Source organism: Streptomyces sp. NPDC085866 (assembly GCF_044541035.1).
Classification (GTDB): Bacteria; Actinomycetota; Actinomycetes; order Streptomycetales; family Streptomycetaceae; genus Streptomyces.
In genome coordinates this window covers 24,109-45,872 of record NZ_JBITSQ010000011.1, presented here as the reverse complement: position 1 = coordinate 45,872, position 21,764 = coordinate 24,109, and the positions used below count along the sequence as shown (strand labels likewise).

Annotated in this window: 23 protein-coding genes; 14 read left to right on the top strand and 9 right to left on the bottom strand. The window is 69.4% G+C overall.

Annotated features, from left to right (window positions below; all coding sequences use genetic code 11):
- The first annotated feature begins 1 nt into the window (after window position 1).
- The 6 genes from ACIF83_RS27340 to ACIF83_RS27315 are packed head-to-tail and all read left to right on the top strand — an operon-like array spanning window position 2 to window position 5,123.
- Window positions 2-694, top strand: a complete 693-nt coding sequence (locus tag ACIF83_RS27340; RefSeq protein WP_393474852.1) for a histidine phosphatase family protein — start codon at window positions 2-4, stop codon at window positions 692-694.
- Window positions 691-984 carry a putative quinol monooxygenase gene (locus tag ACIF83_RS27335; protein WP_393474854.1) on the top strand — a complete coding sequence of 98 codons (294 nt, stop codon included), beginning with the start codon at window positions 691-693 and terminating at the stop codon, window positions 982-984. The genes ACIF83_RS27340 and ACIF83_RS27335 overlap by 4 nt, the downstream gene beginning before the upstream one ends.
- Before the next feature lie 15 nt (window positions 985-999).
- Window positions 1,000-2,553 (top strand): FAD-dependent oxidoreductase, encoded by a 1,554-nt coding sequence (locus ACIF83_RS27330; RefSeq protein WP_399730777.1) that lies wholly within the window; start codon window positions 1,000-1,002, stop codon window positions 2,551-2,553.
- Between the two features lie 33 nt (window positions 2,554-2,586).
- Window positions 2,587-3,141, top strand: a complete 555-nt coding sequence (locus tag ACIF83_RS27325; protein ID WP_393474859.1) for a carboxymuconolactone decarboxylase family protein — start codon at window positions 2,587-2,589, stop codon at window positions 3,139-3,141.
- Window positions 3,142-3,176: 35 nt separating this feature from the next.
- The gene (locus tag ACIF83_RS27320) at window positions 3,177-4,157 is read left to right on the top strand and encodes an aldo/keto reductase (protein WP_399730773.1); all 981 of its coding nucleotides are present in this window, start codon (window positions 3,177-3,179) and stop codon (window positions 4,155-4,157) included.
- 18 nt (window positions 4,158-4,175) lie between these two features.
- Window positions 4,176-5,123, top strand: coding sequence for a 3-oxoacyl-ACP synthase III family protein (locus ACIF83_RS27315; RefSeq protein ID WP_393474865.1), 948 nt, complete (start codon window positions 4,176-4,178; stop codon window positions 5,121-5,123).
- 62 nt (window positions 5,124-5,185) lie between these two features.
- Here ACIF83_RS27315 and ACIF83_RS27310 read toward each other — a convergent pair whose 3' ends face one another.
- The 5 genes from ACIF83_RS27310 to ACIF83_RS27290 form a co-directional block, all read right to left on the bottom strand.
- A complete protein-coding gene (locus tag ACIF83_RS27310) occupies window positions 5,186-6,046 on the bottom strand; it encodes a helix-turn-helix transcriptional regulator (protein WP_393474868.1) in 861 nt (286 codons plus the stop codon).
- A gap of 121 nt (window positions 6,047-6,167) precedes the next feature.
- Window positions 6,168-7,604: an MFS transporter gene (locus ACIF83_RS27305; RefSeq protein WP_393474871.1), complete on the bottom strand. Its 1,437-nt coding sequence runs from the start codon at window positions 7,602-7,604 to the stop codon at window positions 6,168-6,170.
- A 68-nt stretch (window positions 7,605-7,672) separates the two neighbouring features.
- Window positions 7,673-7,858 (bottom strand): hypothetical protein, encoded by a 186-nt coding sequence (locus ACIF83_RS27300; protein ID WP_393474874.1) that lies wholly within the window; start codon window positions 7,856-7,858, stop codon window positions 7,673-7,675.
- Window positions 7,859-7,988: 130 nt separating this feature from the next.
- Window positions 7,989-8,813 carry an SDR family oxidoreductase gene (locus ACIF83_RS27295; protein ID WP_393474877.1) on the bottom strand — a complete coding sequence of 275 codons (825 nt, stop codon included), beginning with the start codon at window positions 8,811-8,813 and terminating at the stop codon, window positions 7,989-7,991.
- 316 nt (window positions 8,814-9,129) lie between these two features.
- A complete protein-coding gene (locus ACIF83_RS27290; protein ID WP_398138759.1) occupies window positions 9,130-9,831 on the bottom strand; it encodes a DUF5324 family protein in 702 nt (233 codons plus the stop codon).
- A 243-nt stretch (window positions 9,832-10,074) separates the two neighbouring features.
- Between ACIF83_RS27290 and ACIF83_RS27285 the strand changes: the two genes are divergently transcribed.
- Entirely contained in the window at window positions 10,075-10,608 is a 534-nt protein-coding gene (locus ACIF83_RS27285; protein WP_393474883.1) for a peptidylprolyl isomerase, read from the top strand.
- A gap of 133 nt (window positions 10,609-10,741) precedes the next feature.
- The gene (locus ACIF83_RS27280) at window positions 10,742-11,626 is read left to right on the top strand and encodes a rhomboid family intramembrane serine protease (protein WP_398138760.1); all 885 of its coding nucleotides are present in this window, start codon (window positions 10,742-10,744) and stop codon (window positions 11,624-11,626) included.
- Window positions 11,627-11,886: 260 nt separating this feature from the next.
- Here ACIF83_RS27280 and crgA read toward each other — a convergent pair whose 3' ends face one another.
- Window positions 11,887-12,141 carry a cell division protein CrgA gene (gene crgA / locus ACIF83_RS27275; protein WP_053711550.1) on the bottom strand — a complete coding sequence of 85 codons (255 nt, stop codon included), beginning with the start codon at window positions 12,139-12,141 and terminating at the stop codon, window positions 11,887-11,889.
- Window positions 12,142-12,281: 140 nt separating this feature from the next.
- Here crgA and ACIF83_RS27270 point away from each other — a divergent pair, with 140 nt between their 5' ends.
- Genes ACIF83_RS27270 through ACIF83_RS27245 form a run of 6 tightly spaced genes read left to right on the top strand, consistent with a single transcriptional unit; the run spans window position 12,282 to window position 16,564 of the window.
- The gene (locus tag ACIF83_RS27270) at window positions 12,282-13,070 is read left to right on the top strand and encodes a DUF881 domain-containing protein (RefSeq protein ID WP_393474889.1); all 789 of its coding nucleotides are present in this window, start codon (window positions 12,282-12,284) and stop codon (window positions 13,068-13,070) included.
- A 22-nt stretch (window positions 13,071-13,092) separates the two neighbouring features.
- Window positions 13,093-13,782: a class E sortase gene (locus ACIF83_RS27265; RefSeq protein WP_393474891.1), complete on the top strand. Its 690-nt coding sequence runs from the start codon at window positions 13,093-13,095 to the stop codon at window positions 13,780-13,782.
- A gap of 16 nt (window positions 13,783-13,798) precedes the next feature.
- Complete coding sequence (locus ACIF83_RS27260) at window positions 13,799-13,996, top strand: hypothetical protein (protein WP_186581498.1); 198 nt, start codon at window positions 13,799-13,801, stop codon at window positions 13,994-13,996.
- On the top strand, window positions 13,993-14,631 hold the full coding sequence (locus ACIF83_RS27255; protein WP_393474894.1) for an aminodeoxychorismate/anthranilate synthase component II: 639 nt from the start codon (window positions 13,993-13,995) through the stop codon (window positions 14,629-14,631). The genes ACIF83_RS27260 and ACIF83_RS27255 overlap by 4 nt, the downstream gene beginning before the upstream one ends.
- Window positions 14,628-15,797, top strand: a complete 1,170-nt coding sequence (locus ACIF83_RS27250) for a class E sortase (protein WP_393474897.1) — start codon at window positions 14,628-14,630, stop codon at window positions 15,795-15,797. Before ACIF83_RS27255 ends, ACIF83_RS27250 begins: the two co-directional genes overlap by 4 nt.
- Before the next feature lie 14 nt (window positions 15,798-15,811).
- Window positions 15,812-16,564 (top strand): class E sortase, encoded by a 753-nt coding sequence (locus ACIF83_RS27245; RefSeq protein WP_393474900.1) that lies wholly within the window; start codon window positions 15,812-15,814, stop codon window positions 16,562-16,564.
- Between the two features lie 120 nt (window positions 16,565-16,684).
- Here the strand turns inward: ACIF83_RS27245 and pknB are convergent, their stop codons facing one another.
- From pknB to ACIF83_RS27230, 3 genes are all read right to left on the bottom strand, one after another.
- Complete coding sequence (gene pknB, locus ACIF83_RS27240; RefSeq protein ID WP_393474903.1) at window positions 16,685-18,667, bottom strand: Stk1 family PASTA domain-containing Ser/Thr kinase; 1,983 nt, start codon at window positions 18,665-18,667, stop codon at window positions 16,685-16,687.
- Window positions 18,668-18,839: 172 nt separating this feature from the next.
- On the bottom strand, window positions 18,840-20,321 hold the full coding sequence (locus ACIF83_RS27235; RefSeq protein ID WP_399730761.1) for a penicillin-binding transpeptidase domain-containing protein: 1,482 nt from the start codon (window positions 20,319-20,321) through the stop codon (window positions 18,840-18,842).
- A complete protein-coding gene (locus ACIF83_RS27230) occupies window positions 20,318-21,763 on the bottom strand; it encodes an FtsW/RodA/SpoVE family cell cycle protein (RefSeq protein ID WP_393474909.1) in 1,446 nt (481 codons plus the stop codon). The genes ACIF83_RS27235 and ACIF83_RS27230 overlap by 4 nt, the downstream gene beginning before the upstream one ends.
- Window position 21,764 lies beyond the last annotated feature (1 nt).

Genomic DNA, 21,764 nt, shown 5'->3' with positions numbered 1-21,764 from the left:
GGTGCGCGTCGTCCTGCTCCGGCACGGAGAGACCGACCGTAACGCCGCCGACCGCTTCCAGGCCCAGGCCGACATCCCCCTCAACGACGAGGGGACGCGACAGGCGCAGCGAGCCGCCCGCTCGCTGCCACCGACCGGCTGGGCCGCGGTGTACTCCTCGCCCCTGTCCCGGGCCGCCCAGACCGCCGCCTACGCCGCCGGCCGGCTCGATGTGCCCCACCACCGCCTCGAGGGGCTGCGCGAGCGTCATCTCGGCACGCTCGACGGCCTGGACCGCGCCGAGTTCGCCCGGCGCCACCCGGACACGATGCGGCGGCTGCTGACCGACCCCGCCTACGCCCCGCCGGGCGGTGAGAGCGGCCATGCCGCCCTGGCCCGCTTCGGCAGCGCGCTGCACGAGGTCGTCACCGCCGGGCCCGCGGCCGCGCTCGTGCTGGTGGTTGCGCACGGCGGCGTGCTGAACCTGCTGACCCGGGCCCTGGCCGCCGACCGCGACGACCTGCCCGACGTCCTGGTCGGTACCTGCCGCGCGGTCTGCCTGGACACCGGGTGGACCCCCGAGGGCCGCCCCCGCGTCGCGCTGCGCCGGTGGGACGTCGCCCCGCAGGAGTGCGCCGAGCCGAGGCACACCCCCGACCCCCTGCCCTTCGTCGACCTCGACGACCTCACCGCCAAGGAAGTGACCCGTACATGAGCATCGAGATCACCGTCGTCTTCGACGTCGTGCCCGACCGCATGGAGTCGGTCGTGGCCGCCTTCCGGAAGCTGTGCGCCGCCACGCGGCAGGAGGAAGGCGCGCTGCGGTTCGACGCGTTCCGGTCGGAGGAGCACGCGAACGCGGTCGTACTGGTCGAGGAGTGGGCCGACCAGGAGGCCATCGACCTGCACATGAAGGAGGCGTACGTCGCCGACTTCCTTGCCGAGGCCGACGGTGCCTTCGCCCGTCCCGCCCAGGTCCACCGCCTGCGTCCCCTCGGCGGCTGACCGGTGGCGAGCGACATGCAGCGACCGCGCGTCCTGATCGTGGGCGCCGGTCCCGTCGGGATGGTGCTCGCCTGCGAGCTGCTGGCGTACGGGGTCCGGGCCGACGTCATCTCCAAGCTGCGCAGGCAGAGCCCGCACTCCCGCGCCACCATCCTGTGGCCCCGGGTCCTGGAGCTGCTGGACCGCGTGGGCGTGGGCCGCAAGCTGGTCGAGAGTGGTCACTACTTCGACCAGATGAACTACTACTCCAATAAGAAAATGATCGGCCTGGTCCGGTTCGACCGGCTGCGGGGGGTCGGTTATCCGTTCGCCATCACCATCCCGCAGTGGCGCACCGAGGCGATCCTCGAGGACCACCTGACCGAACTCGGCGGCACCATCGACTACGACACCACGTTCGTCGACGGTGACCAGGACGAGGACGGCGTCACCTGCCGGCTGCGGCTGCCCGACGGACAGACACGGACGCGCCGGTACGACTACGTCGTCGGCGTCGACGGATACGGCAGCACCGTCCGCGAGGTCTTCGGCTTCCGCTTCGCGGGCCGGACCCTGCGCACCCGCCTGGCCATCACCGATGCCGAGATCCTGGGCGAGACCACCAGCAGTGAGGCGGCGTACTACCTGACCCGGACCGGCAACATGGTGCTCGCGCCGCTGGGCGACGGGATCTTCCGGGTCGGCGCCAGCGTGCCCGACGACTACACGGACGACACCCCCGACCGCGCCTTCTTCGAGAAGCTGCTGGCCGAACGCGTCCCGGGCGCGCGCCGGCTCGGCGACATGCGGTTCAGCGGCATCTTCACCGCGCACGTCCGCTCCGCGAGCACCTACAGCCGCGGACGTGTCTTTCTCGCCGGGGACTCGGCGCACGCGATGAGCCCCTCCGGAGCACAGGGCCTGAACACCGGCATCCAGGACGCGGTCAACCTCGGCTGGAAGCTCGCCGGGGTGGTGCGCGGCGACTACCGGCCGGACCTGCTGGACAGCTACGACACCGAACGCCGGCCCGCGGTCGACGAAGTGGCGGGCCTGTCCACCCGGCTCGCCCGGATCGGTCTGTACAGCACCCGGCACCAGACCCTCGCCCGTGACGCCGTGTACCGGCTCGGCACGGCGACCGGGGCCCTCGGGAAGGTCCTGGCGCCGAAGCTCGCCCAGATCGACACCCATTACGGGCCCCGTCCCCGCCGTCACACCCTGGTACCGGGCGAGCGGCTGCCCCTGGGCTGGCGCACGACCAGCACCGAGCCGGTCCTCGCCGTCGACCGCTACACGGTGCTGCTCTGGCCGGGCCTGGAGTACCGCTACGAGCGCTGGACGAGGACCGTGAACACCCTGCGCGCCAAGGTGAGCGGCGCCGAACTCACCGACCTGGGCGGCCGCCCGCCCGGCCTGCTCCTCGCCAAGCTCGGCCCGTCCGCCCGGGCCCTGCTGGTCCGCCCCGACGGCCACCTCGACGCCCTCGAACCCCTCGACGACGACCCCGAGTCGGCCGTGCACACGGTGACCAGGGCACTCGCCCGCCACCTGCACGACACGGCGACTCCCACCGCCGTACCCGCCTGAACCATGAACCCCGCACAGCACAAGGAGATCCCCATGGCCCCCCGTGTCACCCTCACCGACGTCGCCGACATGACGCCCGAACAGCGCGCGGTGTACGAGAAGTTCCAGTCCAACCTGACCCGTGCGCTGCTGCTGACCAAGAACTCGGCCGCCGCCCACCTCGCGCTCGGCGCCACCTTCACCGTCGGGCTGCTGACCCTGCGGGACCGCGAGGTGATCGTGCTGCGCGTGGCCGAGCTGCGCGACAGCGAGTTCGAGCGCATGCTGCACTACCCGCTCGCCCGGCAGGCCGGCCTGGACGACACCGAGATCAAGGCGATCGAGGAGGGCCGCTACGACGAGATGCCCGCCGACCGCGCGGCGCTCGTCCGCTACGTCACCGACTGCATGGTCGACCACAAGGCGAGCGAGGAGGCGTTCCGTGCCCTGCGCGCCTTCTACTCGCAGAACGAGATCGCAGAGATCACCCACCTCGCCGGGCACAGCGCCATGACCGCCATGTACCTGGCCAGCCTGGACATCCCGCTCGACGAGGGCATCGCCTCCTGGGGCCGGCTGACCGAGGTGCAGGACCAGGTCGGCAGCTGAGGACACGCACGCGGAACGACCCGAGAGGAAGAACGTTGCAGTACGTGCGGCTGGGCTCGTCCGGCCTCAAGGTGTCCCGGCTGGCGCTGGGCTGCATGAGCTACGGCGAACCCGGGCTAGGCACCCACCCGTGGTCGCTGTCCGAGAACGACAGCCTCCCCTTCGTCGCCCAGGCCCTCGATCTCGGCATCAACTTCTTCGACACCGCCAATGTCTACTCCCTCGGCACCAGCGAGGAGTTCCTTGGCCGCGCGGTGCGGAAGCTGACCCGGCGCGAGGACGTGGTCATCGCCACCAAGGTGTACGAGAAGCTCACCGACAACCCCCTGTCCGGAGGCCTGTCGCGGTCGGCGGTCATGCGCGAGGTCGACGCGAGCCTGCGTCGGCTGGGCACCGACTACATCGACCTCTACATCGTCCACCGCTGGGACCACGACACGCCCATCGAGGAGACGATGGAGGCCCTGCACGACGTGGTCCGCATGGGCAAGGTCCGCTACCTCGGCGCCTCCTCGATGCACGCCTGGCAGTTCGTCAAGGCGCAGTACACCGCCGACCTGCACGGCTGGACCCGGTTCGTGAGCATGCAGAACCACTACAACCTCATCAACCGCGAGGAAGAGCGGGAGATGCTCCCGTACTGCCTCGCGGAGGGTGTCGGCGTCACCCCGTGGAGTCCGCTGGCCCGCGGCCGGCTGGCCCGCCCCTGGGACACGGAGTCGGTGCGCACCGCCGGCGACCCGGTCCAGGAGCGGTTCTACGGGCCGACCGAGCAGGCCGACCGGGCGGTCGCACGGGTGGTCGCGGACATCGCGGCCGAACGCGGCAGCCCCATGGCACAGGTGGCCCTCGCCTGGCTGCTGCGGCAACCGGCGGTCACCGCCCCCGTCGTCGGCGCGACCCGGCCGCACCACCTGAGGGACGCGGTCGCGGCCCTGGACATGGCGCTCGACGACACCGAACTGACCCGGCTCGAGGCGCCCTATGTGCCGCACGCCGTCGTGGAATACGTCTGACTGGCAGGTGGAGGAACCGTGGGAATAACCGACTACGCGCTGGCGATGCCGAGCGGGAAGCGGAGCGTCGACGAGGTCGGCCGGGAGTCCGGGTACAGCCTCGACAAGCTCGGCAAGATCCTGCCGTCGGGGAAGTTCTCGGTGCTGGCCGAGGGCGAGACCGTCTGGAGCCTGGGCCGGGATGCCGCCGCCCGGATCCTGGAGCGGAACGCGGTGCCGCTGGACGAGATCGGTCTCGTCCTCTACGCGGGCTCCAGTGAGTGGGGCACCCCCTTCTGGTCGCCCGCGGCCAAGATCGCCCATGAACTGGGCATCGCACAGGCGCACTGCTACGAGGTCTCCAACTTCTGCAACGCGGGCATGGTTGCCGTCAAACTGGCGGACGACCAGGTGCGGGCGGGCACGCACAAGTACGCGCTGGTGATCATCGCGGACCGGCTCAGCGAACTCGTCGAGTACGGCACCGGCTACATCGAGCTGTTCAACTTCGCTGACGGCGCCGCCGCCGTTCTGATCTCCGCGGACGCCAAGTACGAGGTCCTCGGGGCGGCGCACCACACCGACCCGCAGTGGGTGGACTCGTACTACGGGGAGATCAAGGACGGCGAGGTCAGGGTCGAGCGGGGCGAGAAGCTCGACGGGCTCGGCGACGCGTTCCTCGACAACTTCACCACGCTGACGCACAGGGTCCTCGCCGACATCGGGCGGGAGGTGGCCGATGTGGCGTACTTCCTGGTCACGCACGGCAACCAGGACACCCACCGCGCCTACCTGGCGGCACTCGGCGTGGACGCCTCCCGCAGTGTCTTCCAGTACCAGCTGGACGGCCACCTCGGAGGGGCCGACCCGTTGCTGGCCCTGGAGGAGCTGGAGCGGGAGAACCGGATCACCTCCGGCGACCTGGTGATCGTGGCCACGGCCGGGTCGGGCTTCACCTGGGGAGTGACCGCCGTCCAGCGGACGTGACGCGTCGCGTCAGTCAATGGCACCCCAGTCCGTGAGGACTGGGGTGCCGGCGTTTCCGCAGTTCAGTGACGGTGGACCGAGTCCAGATCCACCATCAGCAGCTGCAGCGCCGCCTCGTGCGGGGAGTCCGGCTCCGCGTGGTAGAACTTCAGGATGTTGCCGTCCTGAAGATCCGCCGACTGGTACATCAACTCCAGCTCACCGACGACCGGATGGTCGAAGAGCTTGCTGCCCTCGATGCAGTTGGACACCCGCTGGCGGCACCACAGGGCGGCGAACTCCTCGCTCTGGATGGTCAGTTCACCGATCAGCTCGGCCAGCTGCGGATCGTGCCGGTGGTCCCCGGAGATGAACCGCAGATACGTGACGTTCGACTCCGACTCCGTGGCCCAGTCGGCGTACAGCGACCGGACGTTGTCGTCGAGAAAGTTCATCTTGATGACGTTCGGCCGCTGTTCGGGGCGTTCCGGGGCGTCGAAGTCGAGGTGTGGCGCGAACAGCCGGTGGTAGAGGGCGTTCCAGCTGAGGATGTCGCAGCGGTAGTTCAGCACGGCGGCCGCCACGTTGCCGAGCGATCCCAGCAGCATCCTCGTGGACGGGCTGACCTGGTCGTCGTGCGGCGCCGGCTGCTGCGGGTTCTGCACCGGCGTACCGATCTTGAGCAGGTAGTCCCGCTCGTCGGCGCTCAGTTGCAGGGCGCGGGCGATGGAGAGCAGGACCTGCGGTGAGGCGTGTGCCGTCTGTGCCTGTTCGAGTCGGGTGTAGTACGTCTGGCTGACACCCGCCAGCGCGGCCACTTCCTCGCGGCGCAGTCCCGGTACCCGACGCGAGCCGCGGGCCTGCAGTCCCATCTGTTCGGGACGGACGCGCTCACGCATCTGCCGCAGATAGCTGCCGAGGTCCGTGTTCACGATCTCTTCCACCCTTCTCATTATGAAGTCCCCTGCGGGGGAGGCAATGCGGCCACGGCCGGGAGCGCGGGACGGGGGATGGGCCGCGCTCCCGGCCGTGAGTCTGGGGGAAACCGGGTTTCCTCGTGCCGTGTTACCGCTGTGCGGCTGTGCGGCGCAGCACCAGCCACAGGAGCAGGCCGACGGCGATCTGGCAGACGGCGTCCACCCCGATCGCCGTGTGGATGCCGCTGAGTTCCTCGGCGGCGGTCACCGTGCCGTGGCCGATGGTTGTGGCGAACACCGCGCTCACCAGCGGGATGCCGATCGCGATGCCGACCTGCTGGCTCTGGGTGGCCATGCCGGTGGCCATGCCCTGCATGTCGGAGTCGACGGAGGAGGTGGCGATGACCATGAAGGACAGCGCCGCCGTCATGGAGAAGAAGGCGTTCACGAACTGTGTGGCGATCAGCGGGATCAGCCAGTGCCGGTCCGAGGTGGCCCACAGCGCAGGGAGCATGAACGCGCCCTGGAGGGCCAGGGAGACACCGAGCATGGTGCGCGGCGAGACCCGCTGCAGGATCCGCGGACCGACCGTGCCGGCGATGATCTGCCCGACGCCGATACCGAGCAGCACCAGGCCGGCGACCATGGACGACAGACCGAGGACGTTCTGGACGTACAGGCCGGTGAAGAAGATCAGCGCGGTCTCGCCGCCGAAGATGAACAGGGCGGCCAGGTTGCCCAGGGCGATGTCGGGCTTCTTCAGAACCCGCACCGGGACCAGGGCGTCGGCCGTCCGGCTCTCCACGACCCAGAAGACACCCAGCAGGGCGGCGGCGGCGACCAGCGCGGCCACGGCCGGGAGGTCGAGTCCGCTCTCGCCGGCGTGAGTGACGCCGTAGATCCCGGCGAACAGGCCGAGGGTGATCAGTACGGCGCCGGGCAGATCGATACGGCTGCGCTGCTCGGCCCTGCTCTCGTCGACGACGAGCGGCACGACGAGGATCGCGGCCACGGCCACGGGGATGTTGATGAAGAACGCCCAGCGCCAGGAGAACACATCCGTGAGCACGCCGCCGAGGATCGCGCCGACGCTGAACCCGGAGCTCATCATCACGCTGTTCAGGCCCAGCGCCCGGGTGCGCAGGGAGGGCTCGGTGAAGGCGGTGGTGAGCAGCGCGAGTGCGGCCGGAGTGACGGCGGCCGTGGCCAGGCCCTGGAGCGTGCGGGCGATCAGCAGCATCGTGGGCGAGCCGGCGAGTCCGCCTACGAGGGAGGAGACGGACAGGACGACCATTCCGGCGGTGAAGATGCGCCTCCGTCCCACGTAGTCGCCGACGCGGCCGAAGACCAGGGTGCAGCCGGCGGCGCACAGGGCGAACGTCGTGGTGATCCACTGCAGGCTTCCGGTGGAGAACCCGAGGGCCGTCCCGACCTCGGGCAGCGCGACGTTCAGGACGGAGAAGTCGGCGGCCATCATGAACTGCGAGGCCAGGAGCACCACGAGGGCGGCGACCTGGCGCCCGGTCATCCGGACCGGCGTCGACTGCGCGGCCGCAGGGGTCGTGGCGGTGTCAGCGGTTGTCATGCGTCCCAGGCTCCGGTGCACGGCCGCGGACAGCCAGATCCCACTTGACGGCAGTCCCGCGGAGACTGTCACTGCCAGTGCCACCTTCGCGGTGCCTCGGTGCGGCAGCCTCCGGTGCGGGCCGTGAACGGGCAGGTCCAGTTCTGCTCCGTCATACGGCCGCTGCAGTGGCGGGCCTCGTAGCGGTACGTCAGCAGGCTGGGGTTGGCCGTGCCGTGCAGGGCGTCGTCGCGTTCCCTGATCTTCCTGCGCATCTTGAAGATCGGTACGCCGTGACGTTCCGGCGGCACCTGCCGGCAAGGCCGTCCGGCATTTCATGGCGGCCTGACGGCAGCGGTCGCGGGCCCGGGGCGAGATCAGCCGAAGCGCACGCCGGGCGCCGTCTCACCCTTTGCCGAGGCGCAGGGCGGTGCGGGCGAAGAGGTCGCTGACGGCGGCGGGCGCGAGGCGCAGCAGGGGGGCCGGCACCGCACCGGGACCCACGCGGTAGCGGCGGTGCGGCTTCTGCGCGAGGAGGGCACGGCGCACGGTGCGGGCCACGGTCTCCGGGCCGGGCGGTGACCACGAGGCGACGAGCCGGCGGGCGGCCATGTAGCCGTGCGCGTACCGAGAGTCGGCCGGAAAGTCCGCGAGGCCCTTGGAGAGCATGGGCGTGTTGATGAAGCCGGGCTCGATCAGGCAGGCGTGGACGCCGCTGCCGGCGATCTCCATGCGCAGGCTGTCGGTCAGGGCCTCCAGCGCGTGCTTGCTCGCGCAGTACCAGCCGGTGAACGGGACGGAGACCAGCCCCCCGAGCGAACTCATCTGGACGATCCGCCCCTCGCCCCGGCGCCGCATGCCCGGCAGCACCAGACGGGTCATCCGGGCCACGCCCAGCAGGTTGACCTCCAGGGCGTCCCGGGCGTCCTCCTCGGACACGTCCTCGAAGGCGCCGACCGGTGCGATTCCCGCGTTGTTGACCAGGGCCCAGGGTCCCCCCTCCGTCAGCTCGTCGATCTCCGTGACGGCGTCCTGGCAGGAGCGCGGGTCCGTCACGTCGAGGAGGACGGTGCGCACGGTGAGGCCGACTTCGGCCGCGGCGGCCGTGAGCTTCTCGGCCTTGTCGGGGGTGCGGGCGGTGCCGATGACGTGGAAGCGGCGCGCGGCCAGGTCGAGCGCGGTGGCCTTGCCGATGCCGCTGGTGGCTCCGGTGACGACGACGGTCTTCAAGGGGCGGTCCTTGTCAGGAGGGTGGGGCGGGCCGGGCCGCCTCTCCGGATTCTTGATCACCTTCCGTACAACTATGTCGCATATCGCCGTCGATATCCGTTCAAGGCACGTATGCGGGCCGCAGCGGCGACGGCCCGCGCCGCGACCGCCGCGCCGGGAGCCGGACAGGTGCTGCCGCCTGGCACGAGGCCGCCGTGCCAGGGCCCGCAAACGAGCCGAGGGCGGCCGGAACGAGCTGTGGGGCGGACGACCCGCACGTCGTCCGCCCCACGGCCCGACCGGCCCTCAGCCGGCACCCGGACGGTGCCGGCCCGCCTCAGTCTTTGTCGTCGCGGTCGCCCGAATCCTCCTCGGCCTGCTTCGCCTGGACCTCCGGGTCCAGCACCGAGGGGCCGGTGCCGTCCACCGAACTCAGCCGGCCGGACTCGGGGACCTCCGTCGCGGCGGGCGGCTCCACCAGCCAGTCGGGGTTGGCCTGCTTGTCCCACCACTTCCAGGCGCAGAACGCACCGCCCGCCACCAGGCCGAGCAGCGCCAGCACCTTCAGGGTGCGGCCCCTGCGGGAGCGCCGCTCGTTCCTGCGGGCCAGCTTCTGGATCTCCTGTGCCGAGACCTGACCGCGCAGCGCGACCAGTGCGGCGGCACCCCGCGCGGCGGCCTCGTCCGCCACCGGAGCGGCGGCGGCCATCGCGTGCTCGATCTTCGGACGGGAGTACTCGGCCGCCTGCCGGGCGGCCTTCCGGGTCAGGTCGGCGGCCTCCTGAGCCGCCAGGTCCACCTTCGGCGGCACATGCGCGAGGGCCTGCTCCAGTCGCGGGGCGAGCCGGACGTCGTACTGCACACGAGCCTGTTCGGCGGCCTGGGACACGACGGGCGCCAGCCGTACGCGTGCCTCCTGCGCGTAGTACGCGGCACGCTCCTTGGCCGTGTCGGCGTAGGGCGCCACCACTTCCGCGGCGTGCAGCACGCTGTCCTTCGCCGAGCCGGTCGCGGCGCGCACGCTGTCGATGCGGGTCACGGGTTTCCTCCTCCTCGGTGGCGTACGGTAATTCGCCTTTCCACCCTTTTGAGGATCATGCCTGCCCACAGCCCGGGCGTCATGCGAGGGCGGGCATATGGGTGCAACAAGGGCTTCCTGTCGACCTTGCCACGAATCGCCGCCGGGCGCTCGCTTCACGGCGGAACTCACGGCGGCCGGGCGTCACCGGTCCCACGCCGTGCGAGGATCGGGGAGTCACACGAGGACAACGGAAGGCATGTCGTGGCCGAGCAGCTCTACGCCACCCTGAAGACCAGCCACGGCGACATCGTGGTCAGGCTGTTCCCGAACCACGCGCCCGCGACGGTCAGAAACTTCGTCGAGCTCGCTCAGGGCGAGCGGGAGTGGACACACCCGGGCACCGGCGCGGTGAGCCACGACAAGCTCTACGACGGCACGGTCTTCCACCGGGTCATCGGCGGCTTCATGATCCAGGGCGGCGACCCGCTGGGCAACGGCCTCGGCGGCCCCGGCTACGAGTTCCGGGACGAGTTCCACCCGGACCTGCGCTTCGACCGGCCCTATCTGCTCGCCATGGCCAACGCGGGCCCGGGCACCAACGGCTCCCAGTTCTTCATCACGGTCAGCCCCACTCCGCACCTGAACCGCAAGCACACGATCTTCGGCGAGGTCGCGGACGGGGCCGGCCAGAAGGTCGTGGACGCGATCGCCGCCGTGCCGACCACCCTCCCGAACAACCGGCCGGTCAACGACGTCGTCATCGAGACGGTCGTCGTGGAGAAGCGCGAGGGCTGAGCCCGGGCGCCCCCGGCATCACCGAGGGAAGCCCCCAAGGGAAGCACAGGGAACCAAACGTCCCGCTCGTCCGTAGGGAAGAGCGGGACGGGGTATGGGCCGGGGGACAGGCCACGACCAGCAAGGGGATCTCATGGAACAGGCCGAAGGCAGTACGCAGGACGCCCGGAGCCTGCCCGGGTGCTACCGGCACCCGGACCGCGAGACCGGCGTGCGCTGCACCCGCTGCGAACGCCCCATCTGCCCCGAGTGCATGGTCAGCGCCTCGGTCGGCTTCCAGTGCCCCGAGTGCGTCCGCAGCGGATCCGGCACCGGGCACGCCCCGGACGCGGCCAGGCCGCGCACGGTGGCGGGCGGGACGGTCACGGCCGACCCGCGGCTGGTCACCAAGATCCTCATCGGGATCAACATCGCCGTGTTCATCGCGGTGCAGGCCAAGAGCTCGCTGCTGAACGACCTGGTCCTGATCGGCCAGTGGCCCCCGAAGCCGTACCAGCCGACCATGGGCGTCGTCGAGGGCGAGTGGTACCGCTTCGTGACGTCGATGTTCACGCACGAGGCGCCCTGGCACATCGGCTTCAACATGCTCAGCCTGTGGTGGATCGGCGGCCCGCTGGAAGCGGCTCTCGGCCGGGCCCGCTATCTGGCGCTGTACTTCGTCTCCGGGCTGGCCGGCGGTGCGCTGACGTATCTGCTCGCAGGCCCGTCGGAGGCCTCGCTCGGCGCCTCCGGAGCGATCTTCGGCCTGTTCGGCGCGACCGCGGTCCTGATGCGCCGGCTGAACTACGACATGCGGCCGATCATCGCCCTGCTGGTGATCAACCTGATCTTCACCTTCGGCTTCCACAACATCGCCTGGCAGGCCCACATCGGCGGCCTCGTCGCCGGCGTCGTCACCGGCTACGCCATGGTCCACGCCCCGCGCGAGAAGCGGACCCTGGTCCAGTACGGCACCTGTGTGCTCGTCCTGGCCGTGGTGGTGGGCATGGTGCTGCTCAGGACCGCTCAGCTCACCTGATACCGAACCGTTGTCCACAGTGTGTGCCGGATCTTGTGCACGTTGTGCGGAAACAGCTGTGCCCCCTGCCGCTCAGATGCGTTTCCGCAGGTCGGGCAGGGGGCGAACGGATGTATGAGGGGCAGTAGGGCAGTCACACCGGCGTCAACGCCCGATGGGTTATCCACAGATCGTAGTGTTTTCCCCAGGAGGGTGTGGACGACGCATCGAGGCTGTGGATAACTCAGTGAACAGCCCTGGGCAGAGCTAGCGCGGACCCGCTACTTCCACTGTGTGGAGACGCCGAACCCGGCGGCGATGAAGCCGAAGCCGACCACGATGTTCCAGTTGTCCAGGCTGTCGATCGGCAGCGAACCGTCCGTCACGTAGAAGACGACGATCCAGGCCAGGCCGATGAGGAACATGGCCAGCATGACCGGCGCGACCCAGGCGCGGTTGGTGAGCTTGATGGCCTGCGCCTGCTTCGCGGGCGGCGGCGTGTAGTCGGCCTTCTTGCGGATACGTGACTTCGGCACGAGGGTCTCTCCTGTCGATGCGCTGCGTGGCCGCGCAGGTAACTGGGTCGGTCCGGGGCAGCGTACAAGGGGACACTTAGTGCTCCCCCGGGCGTCCGTTAGCGTAGTGCTTCCGCGGCGCCGAAGGAGATAAGGGTACGTTGAGCAATTCTGCCGACTCCCCCGGGACGGGATCAACGGGTTCCGGCCCGTCTCGTGGACTTCGCTTCCGCCCGGTGCGGCTCCTCACCATCGCCGTCTTCGCGCTGGCCGGCCTCATCTTCTTCACCAGCTTCAACACGGCCAAGGGCACCGACATCCGCCAGGACGGCTCCCTGCTGAAGCTGTCCGACCTGATCCAGGAGCGCAGCCGCAAGAACAAGGAGCTGGACGAGTCCAACGCCACGCTGCGTGACAGTGTGGACGCGCTCGCCGAGAGCGACGACGGGAGCACCAGGGCCCAGGACGAGAAGCTCAAGGGGCTGGAGAACAGCACGGGCACCCAGAAGCTCACCGGCAAGGCGATCACCGTCACCCTCAACGACGCCCCGCCGAACGCGACCGCCAAGCTCCCTGGCTACCCCGAGCCGCAGCCCGACTACCTGGTCATCCACCAGCAGGACCTGCAGGCCGTGGTCAACGCCCTGTGGCAGGGCGGCGCCACGGGCATCAAGGTCATGGACCAGCGGCTGATCTCCACCAGCGCGGTGCGCTGCGTCGGCAACACCCTGATCCTCCAGGGCCGCGTCTACTCACCGCCGTACAAGATCACCGCCATCGGGGACCCCGGAAAGCTGCAGCAGGCGCTCGCCGAGAGCAAGGCGATCCAGACCTACATGGTGTACGTCAACGTCTACGGCCTCGGCTGGAAAGTCACCGAGGACGGGACGGTGACTCTGCCGGGCTACTCGGGCACAGTGGATCTGCACTACGCGAAGCCAGTGGAGTAGGTCCCCCCGTCAGGAGCCGCCGGTGCGCGTGATCGTCCGGACCGTCAGCGAACTGTGCATCACCGTCGGCACCCTGATCGTGCTCTTCGTCGTCTACGTGCTGTTCTGGACCGGCGTCCAGGCCGACGGCGTCATGAACGACCAGATCGATCAGCTGCACCGGCAGTGGTCGAGGGGGAGCGTCCAGCCCGCCGGGGGGAGCAGCGGGGCCGCGCCGAGCGCGGCGGAGCCGGCGGCGTACCACTACGGCAAGCCGTTCGCGATCATGTACATCCCGCGGCTCGGTTCCACGTGGAACAAGCCGGTGCTGGAGGGCACGGGCACCGACGTGCTGAAGAAGGGCCTCGCCCACTACACCGGGACCGCCCGGCTCGGCCAGGAGGGCAACTTCGCGGTCGCCGGCCACCGGCGCACCTACGGCGACCCCTTCAAGGACTTCCCGCGGCTGCGGCCCGGCGACGCGGTGGTGCTCACGGACGGAACCACCTGGTTCACGTATCGGATCGACAAAGGGCCCTACAAAACCGTGCCGACGGACGTTGAGGTGATCGACCCTGTGCCACGTAAGTCGGGGTACACGCGTCCGGGCCGGTATCTGACGCTGACCACGTGCGATCCGGAATGGGGGCACAGCCATCGGCTGATCGTGTGGGCGCACCTGGACTCCACCCAGCCCGTGGAGTCAGGCGAACCGAAGGCGCTGCGCCGTTAGTCTGGTGCAGTACGGCGTGAGTCAGGTGCCGTGGTGGAACGGAAGGGACGGCATGTACGGCTGGATCTGGCGGCATCTGCCGGGGAACGCGTGGGTGAGGGCGCTGATCTCACTCGTACTGGTCCTGGCCGTGATCTACGTCCTCTTCCAGTACGTCTTCCCCTGGGCCGAACCGCTGCTGCCCTTCAACGATGTGACGGTGGACAACCAGTGAGTGCGCGGATTCTCGTCGTCGACAACTACGACAGCTTCGTCTTCAACCTCGTCCAGTACCTGTACCAGCTGGGTGCCGAGTGCGAGGTGCTGCGCAACGACGAGGTGTCGACGGCACACGCCCAGGACGGCTTCGACGGCGTGCTGCTGTCGCCCGGGCCCGGCACTCCGGAGGAGGCCGGGGTGTGCGTGGACATGGTCCGCCACTGCGCCGCGACCGGTGTCCCCGTCTTCGGCGTCTGCCTCGGCATGCAGTCGATGCAGGTGGCGTACGGCGGTGTGGTGGACCGGGCGCCCGAGCTGCTGCACGGCAAGACCTCCCCGGTGGAGCACGGGGGCAAGGGTGTCTTCGCCGGGCTGCCCTCGCCCTTCACGGCGACCCGCTACCACTCGCTGGCCGCCGAGCCGGCCACCGTCCCGGCGGAGCTGGAAGTCACGGCCCGCACGCACGACGGCATCATCATGGGCCTGCGCCACCGCGAACTCCCGGTCGAGGGCGTGCAGTTCCACCCCGAGTCGGTGCTGACCGAGCACGGGCACCGGATGCTGGCCAACTGGCTGGTGGAGTGCGGCGACCAGGGTGCCGTGGCGAGGTCTGCGGGGCTCGCCCCGGTGGTGGGCAGGGCCACGGCGTGACCGCGCTGCGCCCGGAGCGCGAGGACTTGTACGGGGAGACACCGTACGAGTCCTACGGCTCTGCGCCGTACGCGGCCGCGGGCGACCCTCCTACGGCGCCGATGCCTCCGATGGCTTCGGCGCCTCAAGCACATCAGGTGCCTCAAGCACATCAGGCGCACCCGGCGTCTGCGATGCCTGCGCCGGCTTCGGTGGACGAGCAGGCGACCACGCTGCTGCCGCCGATCGACGACGAGACGGTGGCGCTGCGGATCCCCGATCCGCCGCCGGGCCCGCAGAGCGGGTCTCTGCGCGCCTCTGCAGCCTCCTCGGCCTCATCCACCACCGGAACCACACCGGGCGGCCGTGCGGCCCGCAGAAAGGCCGCCAAGCGGCGCGGCGGCCGCCATGGCGGGACCCGAGGGCCGGCGGGCGGGCCGGACACCTCCTCGCAGTCCGCGCCGCAGCGGCCGCTCTCCCGTGTCGAGGCCCGGCGCCAGGCGCGGCTGCGCAAGCCGAGTCCGGCCGTCGTCGCGAGCCGGGCGATCGGCGAGGTGTTCATCACCACCGGCATGCTGATGCTGCTGTTCGTCACCTACCAGCTGTGGTGGACGAACGTCCGCGCCCATGCGCAGGCGGGCAGCGAGACCCACCAGCTGCAGGACGACTGGGCCAGCGGCAAGCGGGCCCCCGGGGTGTTCGAGCCGGGGCAGGGCTTCGCCATCCTGCACATCCCGAAGCTGGACGTGGTGGCGCCGATCGCGGAGGGCGTCAGCAACAAGAAGGTGCTCGACAAGGGCATGGTCGGGCACTACGGCGAGGGCGCGCTGAAGACGGCGATGCCGGACGCCAAGACCGGCAACTTCGGACTGGCCGCGCACCGCAACACCCATGGTGAACCTTTCCGGTACATCAACAGGCTCGCGGCCGGCGACGCCGTCGTGGTCGAGACGCAGGACACGTACTTCGTGTACAAGGTGACCTCGATGCTGCCGGTGACCCCGCCGTCCAACACCAGCGTGCTGAACCCGATCCCCAGGGGGTCCGGATTCACCGAGCCGGGCCGGTACATCACCCTCACCACCTGCACGCCGGAGTTCACCAGCAAGTACCGGTTGATCGTCTGGGGCAAGATGGTCGAGGAACGCCCACGCAGCAAGGGCAAGCCGGACGCGCTCATCGAGTAAGGCAGAGGGAACAAGTGGCAGCGACCGCCGACGAGACCGAAGAGCACACCGACGCGTCCGACGCGGCCCCGGCCCCGCGCCGCCGCCCCGGCCGGATCGCCCTGGCGGTCAGCGTCTTCGGTGAACTCCTCATCACGGCAGGGGTGTTGCTGGGGCTGTTCGTCGTCTACTCCCTGTGGTGGACGAACGTGATAGCGGACCGCAAGGCGGACCGGCAGGCCGACAAGGTCCGCGACCACTGGGCCCGGTCGACCGACTCGGGCCCCGGCGCGCTGGACACCAAGGACGGCATCGGCTTCCTGCACGTGCCGGCGATGCGCAACGGCGAGGTCCTGGTCGAGAAGGGCACGGGCACGGACGTCCTCAACAACGGCGTGGCCGGCTACTACACGGACCCGGACAAGGCCACGCTCCCCATGACCGGCAAGGAGGGCAACTTCACCCTCGCCGCCCACCGGGACGGCCACGGCGCGAAGTTCCACAACATCGACAAGGTGCAGAAGGGCGACCCGATCGTCTTCGAGACGAAGGACGACTGGTACGTCTACAAGGTGTACTCGATCCTCCCCGAGACCTCGAAGTACAACGTCAAGGTCATCTCCCAGATCCCCAAGGAGTCCGGCAAGAAGAAGCCGGGCCACTACATCACCCTGACGACGTGCACGCCGGTCTACACGTCCGAGTACCGCTACGTGGTGTGGGGCGAACTGGTCCGCGTGGAGAAGGTGGACAGCAAGCGGACGCTGCCGGCGGAGCTGCGCGGCTGACTCGGGTTCTGTGAGGACCCCCGTGTGCGGACAGAGCGGACGCCGCCGAAGGAACTGCGCAGAGACGAGAGGGCCCCTGCCGGGAAGTCCCGGCAGGGGCCCGTCCGCGTGTGCGGGGCGTCAGCCGTTGGTGCCGCCGAAGATCGTCCCGCCGTTGTTGCCGTTGCCGCCCTGGTCCACCGTGAACAGGGTGACCGTGTCGCCCTGGTTGACCGTGGTGCCCGGGGTCGGGTTGGAGGTGACGACGACGGCGTTGTCGTCCTGGGAGCCCTGGACGGCGACCTGAAGACCCGCCTGCTCGAGCATCTTCCGGGCGTCCTTGAGCTTCTGGTTCTGGACCTGCGGGACCTGCGTCTGCTGCTGGCCCTGCACCTTGCCGACGTTGATCGCCACGTTGGTGTTCTTGACGACCTGCTCGCCCGCCGCCGGGTTGGTCGAGAGGACCTTGCCGTCGTCGTCGGGGTTGTTGGTCGGGGTGTCGTTGCAGGTCGGCACCAGGCCCAGGTTCTGCAGCTCGGCCTTGGCGTCGTCGCAGGACTTGCCGACGAGGTCGCTGGGGATCGTGATCTTCTCCTCGGCCTTGGCGACCGTGAGTGTGATCGTGCTGCCCTTCTGGACCTCAGTGCCGAGCTCCGGGTTCTGCTTCAGGACGGTGCCCGCCTGCTCCGCGGACACCTCTTCCTTCTTCACGACATTGAACTTGTACTTGTCGCCCTCCAACATCGCCTTGGCGTCGTCGAAGCTCTTGCCCAGGACGCTCGGCACTGCGACCTTCGGCGCGCCCGTCGACACCACCAGGGTGATCGTGTCGCCCTTCTTCACGTCCGTACGCGGCTTGGGGTCCTGGGAGCAGACGTTGCCCTTGGGCTGGTTCGCGCACGGCTTGCGGATGGGGTCCGCCAGTTTCAGGTCCCTGTTCTCGGCCATCTTCTGGGCGGTGGCGTAGCTGTTGCCGACGAAGTCCGGGGCCTGGAACGTCTCGTCCGTGTTCTTCTGGCTGAAGACCCACTTCCCGATCAGGATCGCGCCGATCAGGACCAGGACGGCCGCGACCACGAGGAGGATCGTGGAGGTGTTGTTCTTCTTCTGCTGGCGGCGCCGGTCGGGGCGGTCGTCGTAGCCGTAGCCGCCGTCGTCCGGGTTCATCGGCGGGAGCATGGTCGTCGCTCCCGCGTCGGCGCCCGGACGCAGTGCCGTCGTCGGCTGGTCGTCGGGGTAGCCGCCGTAGCCGACCGCGCCCATCGCGGCCGTCGCCGCGACCGGCTGGCCGTCGAGGCAGGCCTCGATGTCGGCGCGCATCTCGTCGGCCGACTGGTAGCGGTAGTTCGGGTCCTTGACCAGCGCCTTCAGGACGATGGCGTCCATCTCGGGGGTGATCTCGGGGTCGAAGACGCTCGGGGCCTGCGGTTCCTCGCGGACGTGCTGGTAGGCCACGGCCACCGGGGAGTCGCCCACGAAGGGCGGCCGCACCGTCAGCAGCTCGTAGAGGAGACAGCCGGTCGAGTAGAGGTCCGACCGGGCGTCGACCTGCTCGCCCTTGGCCTGCTCCGGAGAGAGGTACTGGGCCGTGCCGATGACCGCCGCGGTCTGGGTCATGGTCATGCCGGAGTCGCCCATGGCCCGGGCGATGCCGAAGTCCATCACCTTGACCTGGCCGTTGCGCGTCAGCATGACGTTCGCCGGCTTGATGTCACGGTGGACGATGCCGTTGCGGTGGGCGTACTCCAGGCCCTGGAGGATGCCGATGGTCATCTCCATCGCGCGCTCGGGCAGGAGCTTGCGGCCGGAGTGAAGCAGCTCACGGAGTGTCGAGCCGTCGACGTACTCCATCACGATGTACGGGATCGAGACCCCGTCGATGTAGTCCTCGCCCGTGTCGTAGACCGCGACGATGGCGGGATGGTTGAGCGAGGCGGCCGACTGGGCCTCCCGGCGGAAGCGGGCCTGGAAGGACGGATCGCGCGCGAGGTCCGCGCGCAGCGTCTTCACCGCCACGGTGCGGCCGAGCCGGGTGTCGTGCGCGAGGTAGACCTCCGCCATGCCACCACGGCCGAGCACCTGGCCCAGCTCGTACCGGCCGCCGAGGCGACGCGGCTCTTCCATAGCTACCTACCAGCCCTCTCCGTCGGTCTCGGCCGCGCACGTCCGTGTGCGGCCGAAGGCTGCCGTCCGGGCCTACCGTACCCGGCTCGCGTTGTGTGACCTGGCCAAGCCCGTAACCCGATACAGGACCGGTATCGCAACGTGCAACGATGTGAAGGGGACGTGTGCAGGGTCACTTCTGGGACTTGATGACCGCCTCCATGACGTTCTTCGCGATCGGGGCGGCCAGGCCGCCACCGGAGATGTCGTCGCGGTTGGCGTTCTCGTCCTCGACCACCACGGCCACGGCGACCGGCGAGCTGCCGTCGCTGAGCCTCGCGTATGAGATGAACCACGCGTACGGGTTCGCGCTGTTCGCGACACCGTGCTGGGCGGTACCCGTCTTGCCACCGACGGTGACGCCGCCGCCGATCTGCGCCTTCTGACCCGTGCCGCTCTTGACGACCGTCTCCATCATCGACTGCAGGATCTGCGCGTTCGTCGGCGACAGCGGCCGGCTCAGCTCATGCGGCTCGGTCTTGGCGATCGGGTCGACGTTGGAGGACTCCAGCGTGTCGACCATGTACGGCTTCATCAGCTTGCCGTCGTTGGCGACGGCCGAGGCGACCATGGCCATCTGCAGCGGGGTGGCCGCGGTGTTGTACTGGCCGATGGAGGACAGGGCGGTCTGCGAGGAGTTCATGTGATCGGAGAACACCGAGGCGTTGGCGCGCACCGGGGTGAACTGCTCGGAGTCGAAGCCGAACTTCTTCGCCTCGGCCAGCATCTTGTCGTTGCCGAGGTCGGCGCCGATCTTGCCGAAGACGGTGTTGCAGGACACCCGCAGCGCCTCACGCATGTTGGCGTTCTTGCAGGGGATGTTCCCCTCGTTCTTCAGCTCGGTCGTGGTGCCCTTCATGATGTAGGGCAGCGGGGAGTCGGTGTTCTCGTCCGCCGACTTGTACAGCCCGTTCTCCAGCGCGGCCGCGGCCGTGACCACCTTGAAGGTGGAGCCCGGCGGGTAGGTCTCGCGCAGCGCCCGGTTCAGCATCGGGTCGGCCGGGTTGTTCTTCTTCTGGAGCTTGGTCCAGTTCTTGGAGTCCACGTCGGTGGAGTTGCCCGCGAAGGACGAGGGGTCGTACGACGGGTACGAGGCCAGCGCGAGGATCTTGCCGGTGGACGGTTCGAGGGCGACCACGGCGCCCTTGCCGCCCTGGCTCTTGAGGCCCTCGTACGCCTGCTTCTGCGCGGCCGCGTTGAGCGTGGTGACGACGTTGCCGCCCTGCTTCTGCTTGCCCGTGATCATGTCGAGGGTGTTGCGGAAGAAGAGCCGGTCGTCGTTGCCGGTGAGGATGCCGTCGTTGATCTTCTCCAGCTGGCTGCTGTCGAAGGCCTGCGAGGAGTAACCGGTGACCGGGGCCCACATGGGCCCGTTCTTGTACGTGCGCTTGTACTTGAAGTCGCCGCTCTTGGACTCGACGGATCCGGTTATCGGGTCGCCGTCGACGATGATGTCGCCCCGCGGGTTCGCGTACCGCTCGATGGCGACCCGACGGTTGTTCTTGTCGGTGCGAAGCGCGTCGGACTTGAGGTACTGGAGCCAGTTGTCGCGGATCAGCAGGGCCATTACGAGGAGCCCGCAGAAGATCGCGATCCGGCGCAGGGGCTTGTTCATGACGGGCGGACCACCTGGGTCATCTCGGCGTCGGGGTTGGCTGCGGGCGTGGGCGCCGGCCGGCGGGCGGTGTCGCTGATGCGGATCAGGATGCCGATCAGCGCCCAGTTGGCGATCACGGAGGAACCGCCGTAGGCGAGGAACGGCATCGTCATACCGGTCAGCGGGATGAGACCCATCACACCGCCGGCCACGACGAAGACCTGGAGGGCGAAGGCGCCGGACAGGCCGATGGCGAGCAGCTTGCCGAACGGGTCGCGGGCGGCGAGGGCGGTGCGCACGCCGCGTTCCGCGATCAGGCCGTAGATCAGCAGGATCGCCATGATGCCGGCCAGGCCCAGCTCCTCGCCGAAGGTGGCGAGGATGAAGTCGGAGTTGGCGGCGAACCGGATCAGCTCGGAGTGGCCCTGGCCCCAGCCGGTGCCGAGGGTGCCGCCGGAGCCGAACGCCCACAGGGCCTGCTGCAGCTGGTCGGAGTGGACTCCGGTGACGCCCGGGGTGCGGCTGAGCACGTACTCGTGCATCGGGTCGAGCCACGCCTGGACACGCACCTGGATGTGCGGCTCGAAGCTCGCCACGCCGACGGCGCCGGCCGCGGACATCAGCAGACCGAAGACGATCCAGCTGGTCCGCTCGGTGGCGACGTACAGCATGATGACGAACATTCCGAAGAACAGCAGCGACGTACCGAGGTCGGTCTCGAAGACCAGGATGAGGATCGAGATCGCCCAGACCACGAGGATCGGGCCGAGGTCGCGGCCGCGCGGCAGGTACAGGCCCATGAAGCGGCGGCTGGCCAGCGCCAGCGCGTCCCGCTTCACCATCAGGTAGCCGGCGAAGAACACCGCGAGCACGATCTTGGCGAACTCACCGGGCTGGATGGTGAAGCTGCCGACCTGGATCCAGATCTTGGCGCCGTAGACGTCGGCGCCCAGGCCCGGGACCAGCGGGAGCAGCAGCAGGAACAGCGAGGCCGCCATGGAGATGTACGTGTAGCGCTGCAGCGTGCGGTGGTCCTTGAGGAAGAACAGCACGGCGACGAAGAGCGCGATGCCCATCGCGGTGTAGATCAGCTGGTTGGTCGCCTTGCCGCCGGCCACGCCGATGCCCTGGAGCAGCTTGGACTGGTCGAGCCGCCAGATGGCGACCAGGCCCAGCCCGTTGAGCAGGGTGGCCAGCGGCAGCAGCAGCGGGTCGGCGTACGGGGCGAACTTCCGCACGCAGAAGTGGGCGATGCCGGCCAGCAGGCCGAGGCCCAGGCCGTAGGCCAGCAGGCCCGCGGGCACCTGGTCGTTGAGGGCCAGGCCCACGTTGGCGTAGGCGAACACCGGGATGGCCACGGCGAAGATCAGCAGGGCCAGTTCGGTGTTGCGGCGGCTCGGGGCGCCGATCGCGCCGATCGTGGACGTGTGGTGGGTCGACGAATTCGAAGTACTGCTCATC

What these genes read in the sequence shown, in the direction of transcription:
- ACIF83_RS27335 (WP_393474854.1), top strand. Translation starts at nt 691, where the DNA reads ATGAGCATCGAGATCACCGTCGTCTTCGACGTCGTGCCCGACCGCATG.
- ACIF83_RS27330 (WP_399730777.1), top strand. Translation starts at nt 1,000, where the DNA reads ATGCAGCGACCGCGCGTCCTGATCGTGGGCGCCGGTCCCGTCGGGATG.
- ACIF83_RS27325 (WP_393474859.1), top strand. Translation starts at nt 2,587, where the DNA reads ATGGCCCCCCGTGTCACCCTCACCGACGTCGCCGACATGACGCCCGAA.
- ACIF83_RS27305 (WP_393474871.1), bottom strand. Translation starts at nt 7,604, where the DNA reads ATGACAACCGCTGACACCGCCACGACCCCTGCGGCCGCGCAGTCGACG.
- ACIF83_RS27300 (WP_393474874.1), bottom strand. Translation starts at nt 7,858, where the DNA reads ATGCGCAGGAAGATCAGGGAACGCGACGACGCCCTGCACGGCACGGCC.
- ACIF83_RS27280 (WP_398138760.1), top strand. Translation starts at nt 10,742, where the DNA reads ATGGAACAGGCCGAAGGCAGTACGCAGGACGCCCGGAGCCTGCCCGGG.
- pknB (WP_393474903.1), bottom strand. Translation starts at nt 18,667, where the DNA reads ATGGAAGAGCCGCGTCGCCTCGGCGGCCGGTACGAGCTGGGCCAGGTG.
- ACIF83_RS27235 (WP_399730761.1), bottom strand. Translation starts at nt 20,321, where the DNA reads ATGAACAAGCCCCTGCGCCGGATCGCGATCTTCTGCGGGCTCCTCGTA.
- ACIF83_RS27230 (WP_393474909.1), bottom strand. Translation starts at nt 21,763, where the DNA reads ATGAGCAGTACTTCGAATTCGTCGACCCACCACACGTCCACGATCGGC.